This window comes from Escherichia sp. E.sYA108 (genome assembly GCF_011754335.1).
In the GTDB taxonomy this organism is placed as follows: Bacteria; Pseudomonadota; Gammaproteobacteria; order Enterobacterales; family Enterobacteriaceae; genus Escherichia; species Escherichia coli.
The window spans coordinates 1,399,961-1,413,657 of the sequence record NZ_JAAQVZ010000001.1 but is presented as its reverse complement, the minus strand read 5'-3'; the positions used below and the strand labels follow the sequence as shown (position 1 = coordinate 1,413,657).

Sequence of the window (13,697 nt, the reverse complement as noted above, 5' to 3'; positions counted from 1 at the left end):
GGTCAAATGACTATCTCCAGAAATACAGGATAGAGGTTATGTTCAGGCAGTTGAAAAAAAACCTGGTTGCAACCCTCATTGCTGCTATGACCATTGGTCAGGTAGCCCCGGCGTTTGCCGACAGCGCAGACACCTTGCCGGATATGGGAACCTCCGCAGGAAGCACACTTTCCATTGGTCAGGAAATGCAGATGGGCGACTATTATGTCCGCCAGTTACGCGGCAGCGCGCCGTTAATTAATGATCCGCTGTTAACGCAATACATTAATTCGCTAGGAATGCGTCTGGTTTCGCATGCCAATTCGGTTAAGACACCGTTTCATTTCTTTCTGATCAACAACGACGAAATTAACGCCTTTGCTTTCTTTGGCGGCAACGTGGTGCTGCACTCTGCCCTGTTCCGTTATTCCGATAACGAAAGTCAACTGGCTTCAGTTATGGCGCACGAAATCTCCCACGTCACCCAACGTCACCTGGCGCGAGCGATGGAAGATCAGCAGCGCAGCGCGCCGCTGACCTGGGTCGGCGCGTTAGGTTCTATTTTACTGGCGATGGCCAGTCCGCAGGCGGGGATGGCGGCGCTGACCGGTACACTGGCGGGAACGCGCCAGGGGATGATCAGTTTCACCCAGCAAAATGAACAGGAAGCGGACCGCATTGGTATTCAGGTGCTGCAACGCTCGGGATTCGATCCGCAGGCGATGCCGACCTTCCTCGAAAAATTACTCGATCAGGCGCGTTACTCTTCGCGCCCGCCAGAAATTCTGCTCACTCACCCACTACCGGAAAGCCGTCTGGCTGATGCCCGTAACCGTGCCAATCAGATGCGCCCGATAGTGGTGCAATCGTCAGAAGATTTCTATCTGGCAAAAGTGCGCACACTGGGGATGTACAATTCAGGGCGTAACCAACTCACCAGTGATTTGCTGGATGAATGGGCGAAAGGAAACGTTCGTCAGCAACGAGCGGCGCAATATGGTCGTGCTTTACAGGCGATGGAAGCCAATAAATACGACGAGGCGCGTAAAACGCTGCAACCGTTACTGGCGGCAGAACCTGGCAACGCATGGTATCTCGATCTGGCTACCGATATCGATCTTGGGCAAAACAAAGCCAATGACGCTATCAATCGCCTGAAAAATGCCCGCGATTTGCGCACCAATCCGGTGTTGCAGCTCAACCTGGCGAACGCTTATCTGCAAGGGGGGCAACCACAGGAAGCGGCCAATATTCTGAATCGCTACACTTTTAACAATAAAGATGACAGCAACGGCTGGGATTTACTGGCACAGGCGGAAGCCGCACTAAATAACCGCGATCAGGAACTGGCTGCGCGAGCAGAAGGTTATGCGCTCGCCGGGCGACTCGATCAGGCTATTTCCTTGTTGAGTAGCGCCAGTTCGCAGGTGAAATTAGGCAGCCTGCAACAAGCGCGTTACGATGCGCGCATCGACCAGTTGCGCCAGCTGCAGGAACGCTTTAAGCCTTATACCAAGATGTAATTCGCATTAAAGGAAGAACAATGACCAAACAGGTAAAAATCTACCATAACCCACGCTGTTCAAAGAGCCGGGAAACGCTGAACCTGCTGAAAGAAAACGGCGTGGAGCCAGAAGTGGTGCTCTACCTTGAGACACCCGCCGATGCGGCAACGCTGCGTGATTTGCTGAAAATGCTGGGGATGAATAGCGCTCGTGAATTGATGCGCCAAAAAGAGGATCTTTATAAAGAACTGAACCTGGCTGACAGTTCGCTTAGCGAAGAGGTGCTGATTCAGGCGATGGTAGAGAATCCGAAGCTAATGGAACGCCCGATTGTGGTCGCGAATGGCAAAGCGCGGATTGGTCGTCCACCGGAGCAGGTACTGGAAATCGTGGGTTAAGATGTGCTCCATCGCTAGTTGAAGCACATTGCCGGATGCGACGCTTGCCGCGTCTTATCCGGCCTACGAATACTATGGATTAACTTCGCGTAGGTCGGATAAGGCGTTCGCGCCGCATCCGACAATAAACACCTTATCTACAACTTCAGAATTTCTTTCACAAACGGAATGGTCAGCTTGCGTTGCGCGGTAATCGACGCACGATCCAGCTGATCCAGCGTCATAAACAACGTGCGCATTTCTCTGTCGAGCCGCTTCAGCAAGAAACGCCCCACATCTTCCGGCAGTTCAAAACCACGCAAACGCGCGCGTAACTGTAGCGCCTGCAACTTATCTTCATCAGAAAGTGGCTGCAATTTGTAGATCTGCCCCCAGTCGAGACGCGACGCGAGATCCGGTAATCCCAGATTCAACTGCCGCGGTGGACGATCGCCGGTGATCAACAACCGTGTTTTGCCCGATTCCAGAATTCGATTGTAGAGATCGAAAATCGCCATCTCCCACAACTCATCGCCGGCAATACACTCAATGTTGTCAATACAGACCAGCGACAAATGCTCCATACCGTCGAGCACTTCCGGAACAAACCAGGTACGTTTATCCAGCGGGACATAGCCCACCGCATCGCCACGCTGCGACAATTCCGCGCAAGCCGCGTGCAGCAGATGGCTGCGCCCCGCGCCTTCGCGTGCCCAGAGATAGATGTAACCGCTATGTTCCTGACGCAGCACGTTTTGCAGCGCGGCCAGTAAAGAGGAGTTATCCCCCGGCCAGAAACTTGCAAAGGTTTCGTCGTCAGGAAGATAAAGTGGCAAAGAGAGCTGTGCCGGTGTGTTCAGAGATACCTCAACCAGGATTTCACAAAATCGCGAGAAGTTTACCACAGAATCCCATGATGTTTGAACCGGGCAGCAACACTGCCCGGTCGGTACATTATTTGTCTGTTATATCCGCGTCTTCTGCGTCCAGCACCACTTCTTCAGGGCGCAGCATACTAATCAGTTTGAAGATCAAACTTAAGCCGATACCGACGATGGTCGCCAGCGCCATACCTTTCAGCTCCGCCGCGCCAATGTTTACCTTCGCGCCACTGACGCCGATGATCAAAATAACGGAAGTCAGGATCAGGTTCTGTGCTTTGTTGTAATCCACTTTCGATTCGATCAACACACGAATACCGGAAGCACCGATGACACCGTAAAGCAGCAGCGAAACGCCGCCCATCACCGGCAATGGAATCATCTGGATAGCAGCAGCCAGTTTACCGACGCAGGAAAGCAGGATAGCGAAAATCGCCGCACCGCCGATAACCCAGGTACTGTAAACACGGGTGATCGCCATCACGCCAATGTTTTCTCCGTATGTGGTGTTTGGCGTGGAGCCAAAGAAGCCGGAGATCACGGTCGACAAGCCGTTAGCAAACATCGAACGGTGCAGACCTGGATCGCGCAGCAGATCTTTTTTGACGATATTAGCCGTTACGACCAGGTGCCCTACGTGTTCGGCAATAACCACTAACGCCGCTGGCAGAATAGTCAGAATGGCAAACCACTCGAAGCGCGGCGTATAGAGGGTCGGCAGCGCAAACCAGTGAGCATTAATAATCGGCGTGGTATCGACAATTCCCATTGCGAAAGAGAGCGCGTACCCCACCAGCACGCCAATTAAAATCGGGATAATTGCCAGGAAACCACGAAACAGCACGGAACCTAAAACCGTGACCGCCAGGGTGGTAATAGAGATGATGATGGTTTTGGAGTCTGGCGTTTGCCCTTCAGCCGGGAGTAAACCCGCCATACCGGCAGCTACGCCCGCCAGCTCCAGACCGATGACGGCAACGATTGCGCCCATTGCCGCAGGTGGAAACAGCACGTCCAGCCAGCCGGTCCCCGCTTTCTTCACGATAAAAGAAACCAGGCAGAACAGCACGCCGCACATAATAAAGCCGCCCAGCGCGACTTCATACCCTAACGGCAACAGTAACAATACCGGTGAAATAAAGGCAAAGCTGGAACCAAGATAAGCCGGAATTTTCCCTTTACAGATGAAGAGATACAGCAGTGTTCCTATACCGTTAAATAACAGTACAGTCGCCGGGTTAATATGAAATAAGACGGGCACCAGGACGGTTGCACCAAACATGGCGAACAAATGTTGCAAACTAAGCGGGATTGTCTGTAAAAGTGGCGGTCTTTCACTCACCCCGATAGCACGGCGCGTCATAGTATTATCCTCTGTATTATGTGTTATAGGCGCTTTACTCAAAAAAAAGCCGACTCTTAAAGTCGGCTTTAATTATTTTTATTCTTTATTTCGTACCAAAGATTTTGTCACCGGCATCGCCGAGGCCCGGAATAATGTATCCGTGCTCGTTCAGTCCCTGGTCAATCGATGCAGTATACAGTTCGACGTCCGGGTGCGCTTTTTCCAGCGCAGCGATACCTTCTGGTGCAGCTACCAGCACCAGAACTTTGATGCTGCTGCAGCCCGCTTTTTTCAGCAGGTCGATGGTCGCGATAACGGAACCACCGGTTGCCAGCATTGGGTCAACGATCAGCGCCATACGCTCATCGATGTTAGAAACCAGTTTCTGGAAGTACGGTACCGGCTCCAGCGTTTCTTCATTACGGTACATACCGACGACACTGATGCGCGCACTCGGAACGTTTTCCAGCACACCGTCCATCATCCCAAGACCCGCACGCAGAATTGGCACAACGGTAATTTTCTTACCTTTGATCTGGTCGATTTCTACCGGGCCGTTCCAGCCTTCGATAGTGACTTTTTCCGTTTCGAGGTCGGCGGTCGCTTCGTAAGTCAGCAGGCTACCCACTTCGGAAGCGAGTTCGCGAAAGCGCTTGGTGCTGATATCTTGCTCACGCATCAGTCCCAGCTTGTGTTTGACGAGTGGGTGTTTGACTTCCACGATCTTCATACTCTTTCTCCTTTGAGGGGCAGCCACAAAAAAAATCGACGGATTATACCTCCTTTCTTCAAGGCGGCAATATTATTTTCGTTGACTTTAGTCAAAACGATAACGGTTTTAGATAAAGTTATTTTATATTCAAATGGTTATGAAAGAAGATTATTCCATCCGAAAACGATCCTTTGCCCTGGTACAAGTATTCTTTCGCCGCGCGCCTGGGGAAAAGACGTGCAAAAAGGTTGTGTAAAGCAGTCTCGCAAACGTTTGCTTTCCCTGTTAGAATTGCGGCGAATTTTATTTTTCTACCGCAAGTAACGCGTGGGGACCCAAGCAGTGACCGATAAAACCTCTCTTAGCTACAAAGATGCCGGTGTTGATATTGACGCGGGTAATGCTCTGGTTGGAAGAATCAAAGGCGTAGTGAAGAAAACGCGTCGTCCGGAAGTGATGGGCGGTCTGGGCGGCTTCGGTGCGCTGTGTGCATTGCCGCAAAAATATCGTGAACCTGTGCTGGTTTCCGGCACTGACGGCGTAGGTACCAAGCTGCGTCTGGCGATGGACTTAAAACGTCACGACACCATTGGTATTGATCTGGTCGCCATGTGCGTTAATGACCTGGTGGTGCAAGGTGCGGAACCGCTGTTTTTCCTCGACTATTACGCAACCGGAAAACTGGATGTTGATACCGCTTCAGCGGTGATCAGCGGCATCGCGGAAGGTTGTCTGCAATCGGGCTGTTCACTGGTGGGTGGCGAAACGGCAGAAATGCCGGGGATGTATCACGGTGAAGATTACGATGTCGCTGGTTTCTGCGTTGGCGTGGTAGAAAAATCAGAAATCATTGACGGATCTAAAGTCAGCGACGGCGATGTGCTGATTGCACTCGGCTCCAGCGGTCCGCACTCGAACGGCTATTCGCTGGTGCGCAAAATTCTTGAAGTCAGCGGTTGTGATCCGCAAACCACCGAACTTGATGGTAAGCCATTAGCCGATCATCTGCTGGCACCGACCCGCATTTACGTGAAGTCAGTGCTGGAGTTGATTGAAAAGGTCGATGTGCATGCCATTGCGCACCTGACCGGCGGCGGCTTCTGGGAAAACATTCCGCGCGTATTGCCAGATAATACCCAGGCAGTGATTGATGAATCTTCCTGGCAGTGGCCGGAAGTGTTCAACTGGCTGCAAACGGCAGGTAACGTTGAGCGCCATGAAATGTATCGCACCTTCAACTGCGGCGTCGGGATGATTATTGCCCTTCCTGCTCCGGAAGTGGACAAAGCCCTCGCCCTGCTCAATGCCAACGGTGAAAACGCGTGGAAAATCGGTATCATCAAAGCCTCTGATTCCGAACAACGCGTGGTTATCGAATAATGAATATTGTGGTGCTTATTTCCGGCAACGGAAGTAATTTGCAGGCAATTATTGACGCCTGCAAAACCAACAAAATTAAAGGCACCGTACGGGCAGTTTTCAGCAATAAGGCCGACGCGTTCGGCCTTGAACGCGCCCGCCAGGCGGGTATTGCAACACATACGCTCATCACCAGCGCGTTTGACAGTCGTGAAGCCTATGACCGAGAGTTGATTCATGAAATCGACATGTACGCACCCGATGTGGTCGTGCTGGCTGGTTTTATGCGCATTCTCAGCCCGGCGTTTGTCTCCCATTATGCCGGGCGTTTGCTGAACATTCACCCTTCTCTGCTGCCGAAATATCCCGGATTACACACCCATCGTCAGGCGCTGGAAAATGGCGATGAGGAGCACGGTACATCGGTGCATTTCGTCACCGATGAACTGGACGGTGGCCCGGTTATTTTACAGGCGAAAGTCCCGGTATTTGCTGGTGATACGGAAGATGACATCACCGCCCGCGTGCAAACCCAGGAACACGCTATTTATCCACTGGTGATTAGCTGGTTTGCCGATGGTCGTCTGAAAATGCACGAAAACGCCGCGTGGCTGGATGGTCAACGTCTGCCGCCGCAGGGCTACGCTGCCGACGAGTAATGCCCCCGTAGTTAAAGCGCCAGCTCTGCCGCTGGCGTTTTTCAATTCACCTGTAAATCGCAAGCTCCAGCAGTTTTTTTCCCCCTTTTCTGGCATAGTTGGACATCTGCCAATATTGCTCGCCATAATATCCAGGCAGTGTCCCGTGAATAAAACGGAGTAAAAGTGGTAATGGGTCAGGAAAAGCTATACATCGAAAAAGAGCTCAGTTGGTTATCGTTCAATGAACGCGTGCTTCAGGAAGCGGCGGACAAATCTAACCCGCTGATTGAAAGGATGCGTTTCCTGGGGATCTATTCCAATAACCTTGATGAGTTCTATAAAGTCCGCTTCGCTGAACTGAAGCGACGCATCATTATTAGCGAAGAACAAGGCTCCAACTCTCATTCCCGCCATTTACTGGGCAAAATTCAGTCCCGGGTGCTGAAAGCCGATCAGGAATTCGACGGCCTCTACAACGAGTTGTTGCTGGAGATGGCGCGCAACCAGATCTTCCTGATTAATGAACGCCAGCTCTCCGTCAATCAACAAAACTGGCTGCGTCATTATTTTAAGCAGTATCTGCGTCAGCACATTACGCCGATTTTAATCAATCCTGACACTGATTTAGTGCAGTTCCTGAAAGATGATTACACCTATCTGGCGGTGGAAATTATCCGTGGCGATACCATCCGTTACGCGCTGCTGGAGATCCCATCAGATAAAGTGCCGCGCTTTGTGAATTTACCGCCAGAAGCGCCGCGTCGACGCAAGCCGATGATTCTTCTGGATAACATTCTGCGTTACTGCCTTGATGATATTTTCAAAGGCTTCTTTGATTATGACGCGCTGAATGCCTATTCAATGAAGATGACCCGCGATGCCGAATACGATTTAGTGCATGAGATGGAAGCCAGCCTGATGGAGTTGATGTCTTCCAGTCTCAAGCAGCGTTTAACTGCTGAGCCGGTGCGTTTTGTTTATCAGCGCGATATGCCCAATGCGCTGGTTGAAGTGTTACGCGAAAAACTGACTATTTCCCGCTACGACTCCATCGTCCCTGGTGGTCGTTATCATAATTTTAAAGACTTTATTAATTTCCCCAATGTCGGCAAAGCCAATCTGGTGAACAAACCACTGCCGCGTTTACGCCACATTTGGTTTGATAAAGCCCAGTTCCGCAATGGTTTTGATGCTATTCGCGAACGCGATGTGTTGCTCTATTATCCTTATCATACCTTTGAGCATGTACTGGAACTGCTGCGTCAGGCTTCGTTCGACCCGAGCGTACTGGCGATTAAAATTAACATTTACCGCGTGGCGAAAGATTCACGCATCATCGACTCGATGATCCACGCCGCACACAACGGTAAGAAAGTCACCGTGGTGGTTGAGTTACAGGCGCGTTTCGACGAAGAAGCCAACATTCACTGGGCGAAGCGCCTGACCGAAGCAGGCGTGCACGTTATCTTCTCTGCGCCGGGGCTGAAAATTCACGCCAAACTGTTCCTGATTTCACGTAAAGAAAACGGTGAAGTGGTGCGTTACGCACACATCGGGACCGGGAACTTTAACGAAAAAACCGCGCGTCTTTATACTGACTATTCGTTGCTGACCGCCGATGCGCGCATAACCAACGAAGTACGGCGGGTGTTCAACTTTATTGAAAACCCATACCGTCCGGTGACATTTGATTATTTAATGGTGTCGCCGCAAAACTCCCGCCGCCTGTTGTATGAAATGGTGGACCGCGAAATCGCCAACGCGCAGCAAGGGCTGCCCAGCGGTATCACCCTGAAGCTAAATAACCTTGTCGATAAAGGCCTGGTTGATCGTCTGTATGCGGCCTCCAGCTCCGGCGTACCGGTTAATCTGCTGGTTCGCGGCATGTGTTCGCTGATCCCCAATCTGGAAGGCATTAGCGACAACATTCGTGCCATCAGTATTGTTGACCGTTACCTTGAACATGACCGGGTTTATATTTTTGAAAATGGCGGCGATAAAAAGGTCTACCTTTCTTCCGCCGACTGGATGACGCGCAATATTGATTATCGTATTGAAGTGGCGACGCCGCTGCTCGATCCGCGCCTGAAGCAGCGGGTGCTGGACATCATCGACATATTATTCAGCGATACAGTCAAAGCACGTTATATCGATAAAGAACTCAGTAATCGCTACGTTCCCCGCGGCAATCGCCGCAAAGTACGGGCGCAGTTGGCGATTTACGACTACATCAAATCACTCGAACAATCTGAATAACCCTATGCCAATACACGATAAATCCCCTCGTCCGCAGGAGTTTGCTGCGGTCGATCTTGGTTCAAACAGTTTTCACATGGTCATAGCCCGTGTGGTAGATGGTGCCATGCAGATTATTGGCCGCCTGAAACAGCGGGTGCATCTGGCGGACGGCCTGGGGCCAGATAATATGTTGAGTGAAGAGGCAATGACGCGCGGTTTGAACTGTCTGTCGCTATTTGCCGAAAGGCTACAAGGGTTTTCTCCTGCCAGCGTCTGTATAGTTGGTACCCATACGCTGCGTCAGGCGCTGAACGCCACTGACTTTCTGAAACGCGCGGAAAAAGTCATTCCCTACCCGATCGAAATTATTTCCGGTAATGAAGAAGCCCGTCTGATTTTTATGGGCGTGGAACATACCCAACCGGAAAAAGGTCGCAAACTGGTTATTGATATTGGCGGCGGTTCTACAGAACTGGTGATTGGTGAAAATTTCGAACCGATTCTCGTTGATAGCCGCCGGATGGGTTGTGTCAGCTTTGCCCAGCTTTATTTCCCTGGCGGGGTCATCAATAAAGAGAATTTTCAGCGCGCTCGCATGGCGGCAGCACAAAAACTGGAAACGTTAACCTGGCAATTTCGAATTCAGGGCTGGAACGTGGCAATGGGCGCTTCCGGTACCATAAAAGCCGCCCATGAAGTGTTAATGGAAATGGGCGAGAAAGACGGGATAATTACCCCGGAACGTCTGGAAAAACTGGTAAAAGAAGTTTTACGGCACCGTAATTTCGCATCGCTGAGTTTACCAGGTCTTTCCGAAGAGCGGAAAACAGTCTTCGTTCCTGGACTGGCGATTTTATGCGGTGTGTTTGATGCTTTAGCCATCCGTGAACTGCGCCTTTCTGACGGGGCGTTACGCGAAGGCGTACTGTATGAAATGGAAGGACGTTTCCGTCATCAGGATGTGCGTAGTCGCACTGCCAGCAGCCTCGCCAACCAGTATCACATCGACAGCGAACAGGCCCGACGGGTGCTGGATACCACTATGCAAATGTACGAACAGTGGCGGGAACAGCAACCGAAGCTGGCGCATCCACAACTGGAGGCGCTACTGCGATGGGCCGCCATGCTGCATGAGGTCGGGTTGAATATCAACCACAGCGGTTTGCATCGCCACTCCGCTTATATTCTGCAAAACAGCGACTTGCCGGGTTTTAATCAGGAACAGCAGTTGATGATGGCGACACTGGTGCGCTATCACCGTAAAGCGATTAAACTCGACGATCTGCCGCGCTTTACCTTGTTTAAGAAGAAACAGTTCCTGCCACTGATTCAGCTATTGCGCCTTGGCGTATTACTCAATAATCAACGTCAGGCAACCACCACACCGCCAACATTGACGCTGATTACTGATGACAGTCACTGGACACTGCGTTTCCCGCATGACTGGTTTAGTCAGAATGCGCTGGTACTGCTTGATCTGGAAAAGGAGCAAGAATACTGGGAAGGCGTGGCTGGCTGGCGGTTGAAAATTGAAGAAGAAAGTACACCAGAAATCGCCGCTTAATGCTTTGCGGGCCGACGAGAAATGTCGGCCCGCATTATTCAGGCACTTTCGCGAATGGGTTCGATTTCATTCAGCGTATCAATTAACGGTTGCGGCTTACCAATAAGATAACCCTGCATATAATCGATCCCCAAAGAGAGCACCGCCTCGCGGATCTCTTCGTTTTCAACGTACTCTGCCACTACCCGCATTTTCTTCATTCGCGCCAGGTGGCAAATCGACGCCACTATCTGATAATCCAGACTATTTGACACAATATTGCGGATAAAACTGCCGTCAATTTTAAGCAGATCGGCATTCACATTTTTAAGCCGCGCATAGCTGGCGTAGCCAGTGCCGAAATCATCAATCGCAATCTGGCAGCCTAATTCCTGAAGATGCTGCAAGGTGATTTGCGCCTGCTTAACATTGGTCAGAGCATTACTTTCGGTGACTTCAAAAATAAGTTGCCACGCTTCAATCTGATATTTAGCCAGCAGCTGACTGACTTCAACAGGAAAACGAGCCTGACATACCGAGGTTGGAGACAGATTAATAGCAAAACGGTGAGCGGGCATCTTCGCTCTGTTTTCAGCCATAAATTGCAGCGTATGCTCAATGACCCACATGTCGATACTCGACGATAAACCAAATTCGTGCGCGACCGGTAAGAAGCTATCGGGGCTGATCAGTTCATCATTCTCACCTTTCATGCGCAGAAGAATTTCATGGTAGACATCACCACGCATACCGGTAATCGGCTGGGCCATCAGGAAAAAATGGTTGTGTTCCAGCGCCCGCTGTAGCCGATTCATCATCGCGACTTTATCTTTCAATTCGCGTTGCAAATACATTGCTCCGCGACGCTGCATATTTTCCGGGGCGTTGGTCACGATAGAAAGTTCGGCCACTGTATTTAGCTCTCCCAGCAGCAGGTAGATATGATTCACTGGCGAGCGCACATAGCAGTAACTGACGCCAATCTGCGGTTGCATCGGCATTCCATCCCAAAAGAAACGAAATTGCTTAAGATGGCTATCCAGTGCGGTAATGCGCTCCTGGTGCGATTCTGTATTCAGCCGCAGCGCGAGATCGTTACCCGAAAGCTGATAAACATCTTCACCCGGTTCCAACAATGGTGACAGCCAGTGAGAAAGTTTTTGCTTGTATTGAATCCGCAGCATGATGCCATAATTCTTAACCAGCATTTCCATGCCAGGGATGCGTAAATAACAAAGCGCAGACCAGGGGGCATCACGTAACGCGCGATTCAGGGCGCGAACATTTGGCAGATGAACCACCGGGTCCACATACGCAAGCCGCTGAATGCGTCTGACTACCGCTCGCTGACGGGTTGCCAGTACAGCCATATAATTGACAATAAAAGAGAATACCAGATAACTGGAGGAGGTTATGGTCAGCTGCGTGGTATAGCCAGGATAAATGGGAATGTAATTTTGATAGCTGTGGATGCTGATCATCAACACGACCGCCCAGAGCAATGAAATCAGCTTATAACCATAGCGCATCGCTCCCCACATCATCAGGGGCAGCAATAATGACAAGGTGTAATTGGTGCTAAAAATCGTGCTTTTTTCATTTAACGGCATGCATAACAGCAACAATAAAGCACCTAATGCCAGTAGCCAGATTGCGAACTCTTTTTTGGTAACCTTGGCATCAACCTGCTGTTTTAATTGCGAATAATAGCTACGTAAATAAAACGGATTTCGCACCACCCGAATGATGAAGTAGCACAGCGGGACACCAATCAGATTACCCACCAGCAAGGCCTGATAATTGATTAAGGTCCCGAGGTTAAAGGGCATGACGCCGACCAGATTTTCTCTGCTCGCCAGTAATCCAACAAACGCAGCAAACTGGAAAAGTATCAGAAACAGCGTTGCAGGAAACACAATCTGCCAGAATAGTCGCTGGGAAATTAAACGGCTATCACCATGTGAAACGTTGTTACGCCGGGGAGTAAAAACCCTGTAACCGCCCCAACAGAGAATGATAATGATAATAAAATTAGCCGTTAATGAGAGCGTTTCGTAAAAACCCAGCTCTGCATATTTGCGGACAAAAATCCCTAAGGCGATCCCTGGCAATGCCGCCCAGCTGAAAAACATCATCATGCTGATCATCAGTGCCAGTGGCAGATAAAAGAGAAAAACTTCACCGGAAGAAATATGCGCGAAAGTATTAATGTGGGCGAAAATGGGCAAGATTAAAGAAGGCAGGAACAGCGGAAGCCCCCACCATTTATCACGTATTTTTATATAAGTTGCATTCAGTTTCATAGATGCTCAGCAGAATCCCCCACATCCTGAAGGAGGTGTATTCAGACAGGCATCCCACCTGACTTCGAATGATGATTATTCATCACTATAGAGAGCAATGATTCTAAGTGTCATATGAAAGTTCCAATTGATATATATCAAACAAAATAACCCTGATTAATGAATTATTACGTTTATCATGTTAACTCATCATTATTACATCATCATTGTAAATAATTAAATTAACTTCCATAACATTAAAATATGTATCCACTGACGCTTTTTTACATAACGAAGAATTGACCATTTTGTCCTGTTGTGCCTTAATGTAAGTACCGTCCACGGCGTGGGACATACTTCAAGGAACCTTTTGTGAGTCAGGCAACCAGTATGCGAAAACGACACCGATTTAACAGTCGCATGACCCGTATCGTACTGCTCATCAGCTTTATCTTCTTCTTTGGCCGTTTTATCTACTCGTCCGTCGGTGCCTGGCAGCACCATCAGAGCAAAAAAGAAGCTCAGCAATCCACACTCTCCGTCGAATCACCGGTACAACGTTAGCGGTTACCTTCTCCACTCTCACAGAACATAACGGCACCTCGCTGTCGGATGCTTTTGCTCTTTGAGATTATCAAAGCGGCAGATATTCTTTCATCTTAAATTTTACGTCTTTGTTCTGACTGAAGTTCATCCTGTTCGGCTGCGAAATAAATACATCATTAATACATATGTTGTGATGATGTATTTTTATAAATTATTTCCCATATGAATTTTAATAAATTTAATCTATTCCTTTATACGCAATACATTTACTTTCCTCTTTTGATGATCT

Annotated in this window: 12 protein-coding genes; 7 read left to right on the top strand and 5 right to left on the bottom strand. The window is 49.7% G+C overall.

The window, feature by feature from the left end; genetic code table 11:
• The first annotated feature begins 38 nt into the window (after window positions 1-38).
• Complete coding sequence (bepA, locus tag HBM92_RS06720; RefSeq protein ID WP_000489658.1) at window positions 39-1,502, top strand: beta-barrel assembly-enhancing protease; 1,464 nt, start codon at window positions 39-41, stop codon at window positions 1,500-1,502.
• 20 nt (window positions 1,503-1,522) lie between these two features.
• Entirely contained in the window at window positions 1,523-1,882 is a 360-nt protein-coding gene (arsC, locus tag HBM92_RS06715; protein ID WP_000166454.1) for an arsenate reductase (glutaredoxin), read from the top strand.
• Between the two features lie 137 nt (window positions 1,883-2,019).
• Here arsC and HBM92_RS06710 read toward each other — a convergent pair whose 3' ends face one another.
• The 3 genes from HBM92_RS06710 to upp form a co-directional block, all read right to left on the bottom strand.
• Window positions 2,020-2,721, bottom strand: coding sequence for a DnaA inactivator Hda (locus HBM92_RS06710; RefSeq protein ID WP_001307333.1), 702 nt, complete (start codon window positions 2,719-2,721; stop codon window positions 2,020-2,022).
• Between the two features lie 94 nt (window positions 2,722-2,815).
• The gene (gene uraA / locus HBM92_RS06705) at window positions 2,816-4,105 is read right to left on the bottom strand and encodes a uracil permease (RefSeq protein ID WP_000198327.1); all 1,290 of its coding nucleotides are present in this window, start codon (window positions 4,103-4,105) and stop codon (window positions 2,816-2,818) included.
• A gap of 85 nt (window positions 4,106-4,190) precedes the next feature.
• Complete coding sequence (gene upp, locus HBM92_RS06700; protein WP_001295473.1) at window positions 4,191-4,817, bottom strand: uracil phosphoribosyltransferase; 627 nt, start codon at window positions 4,815-4,817, stop codon at window positions 4,191-4,193.
• Between the two features lie 324 nt (window positions 4,818-5,141).
• Between upp and purM the strand changes: the two genes are divergently transcribed.
• The 4 genes from purM to ppx all read left to right on the top strand — a co-directional run bounded on the left by purM (window position 5,142) and on the right by ppx (window position 10,601).
• Complete coding sequence (gene purM, locus HBM92_RS06695) at window positions 5,142-6,179, top strand: phosphoribosylformylglycinamidine cyclo-ligase (protein WP_001295474.1); 1,038 nt, start codon at window positions 5,142-5,144, stop codon at window positions 6,177-6,179.
• The gene (gene purN, locus HBM92_RS06690; RefSeq protein WP_001028626.1) at window positions 6,179-6,817 is read left to right on the top strand and encodes a phosphoribosylglycinamide formyltransferase; all 639 of its coding nucleotides are present in this window, start codon (window positions 6,179-6,181) and stop codon (window positions 6,815-6,817) included. The genes purM and purN overlap by 1 nt, the downstream gene beginning before the upstream one ends.
• 171 nt (window positions 6,818-6,988) lie before the next feature.
• Window positions 6,989-9,055, top strand: coding sequence for a polyphosphate kinase 1 (gene ppk1, locus HBM92_RS06685; protein ID WP_001296288.1), 2,067 nt, complete (start codon window positions 6,989-6,991; stop codon window positions 9,053-9,055).
• Between the two features lie 4 nt (window positions 9,056-9,059).
• Entirely contained in the window at window positions 9,060-10,601 is a 1,542-nt protein-coding gene (ppx, locus tag HBM92_RS06680) for an exopolyphosphatase (RefSeq protein ID WP_001121348.1), read from the top strand.
• 38 nt (window positions 10,602-10,639) lie between these two features.
• On the opposite strand, the gene pdeF is transcribed toward ppx, so the two are convergent.
• Window positions 10,640-12,883 carry a cyclic-guanylate-specific phosphodiesterase PdeF gene (gene pdeF / locus HBM92_RS06675; protein WP_000772715.1) on the bottom strand — a complete coding sequence of 748 codons (2,244 nt, stop codon included), beginning with the start codon at window positions 12,881-12,883 and terminating at the stop codon, window positions 10,640-10,642.
• 181 nt (window positions 12,884-13,064) lie between these two features.
• Window positions 13,065-13,217: a hypothetical protein gene (locus HBM92_RS06670; protein ID WP_000017553.1), complete on the bottom strand. Its 153-nt coding sequence runs from the start codon at window positions 13,215-13,217 to the stop codon at window positions 13,065-13,067.
• Window positions 13,218-13,234: 17 nt separating this feature from the next.
• Between HBM92_RS06670 and HBM92_RS06665 the strand changes: the two genes are divergently transcribed.
• Window positions 13,235-13,426, top strand: a complete 192-nt coding sequence (locus tag HBM92_RS06665; protein WP_000076001.1) for a YfgG family protein — start codon at window positions 13,235-13,237, stop codon at window positions 13,424-13,426.
• Window positions 13,427-13,697: the final 271 nt, after the last annotated feature.

Bases quoted from the DNA above. Each gene is read 5' to 3' on its own strand.
- bepA (WP_000489658.1), top strand. From the start codon at position 39: ATGTTCAGGCAGTTGAAAAAAAACCTGGTTGCAACCCTCATTGCTGCT.
- arsC (WP_000166454.1), top strand. From the start codon at position 1,523: ATGACCAAACAGGTAAAAATCTACCATAACCCACGCTGTTCAAAGAGC.
- uraA (WP_000198327.1), bottom strand. From the start codon at position 4,105: ATGACGCGCCGTGCTATCGGGGTGAGTGAAAGACCGCCACTTTTACAG.
- upp (WP_001295473.1), bottom strand. From the start codon at position 4,817: ATGAAGATCGTGGAAGTCAAACACCCACTCGTCAAACACAAGCTGGGA.
- purN (WP_001028626.1), top strand. From the start codon at position 6,179: ATGAATATTGTGGTGCTTATTTCCGGCAACGGAAGTAATTTGCAGGCA.
- ppk1 (WP_001296288.1), top strand. From the start codon at position 6,989: ATGGGTCAGGAAAAGCTATACATCGAAAAAGAGCTCAGTTGGTTATCG.
- ppx (WP_001121348.1), top strand. From the start codon at position 9,060: ATGCCAATACACGATAAATCCCCTCGTCCGCAGGAGTTTGCTGCGGTC.
- pdeF (WP_000772715.1), bottom strand. From the start codon at position 12,883: ATGAAACTGAATGCAACTTATATAAAAATACGTGATAAATGGTGGGGG.
- HBM92_RS06670 (WP_000017553.1), bottom strand. From the start codon at position 13,217: ATGTCCCACGCCGTGGACGGTACTTACATTAAGGCACAACAGGACAAA.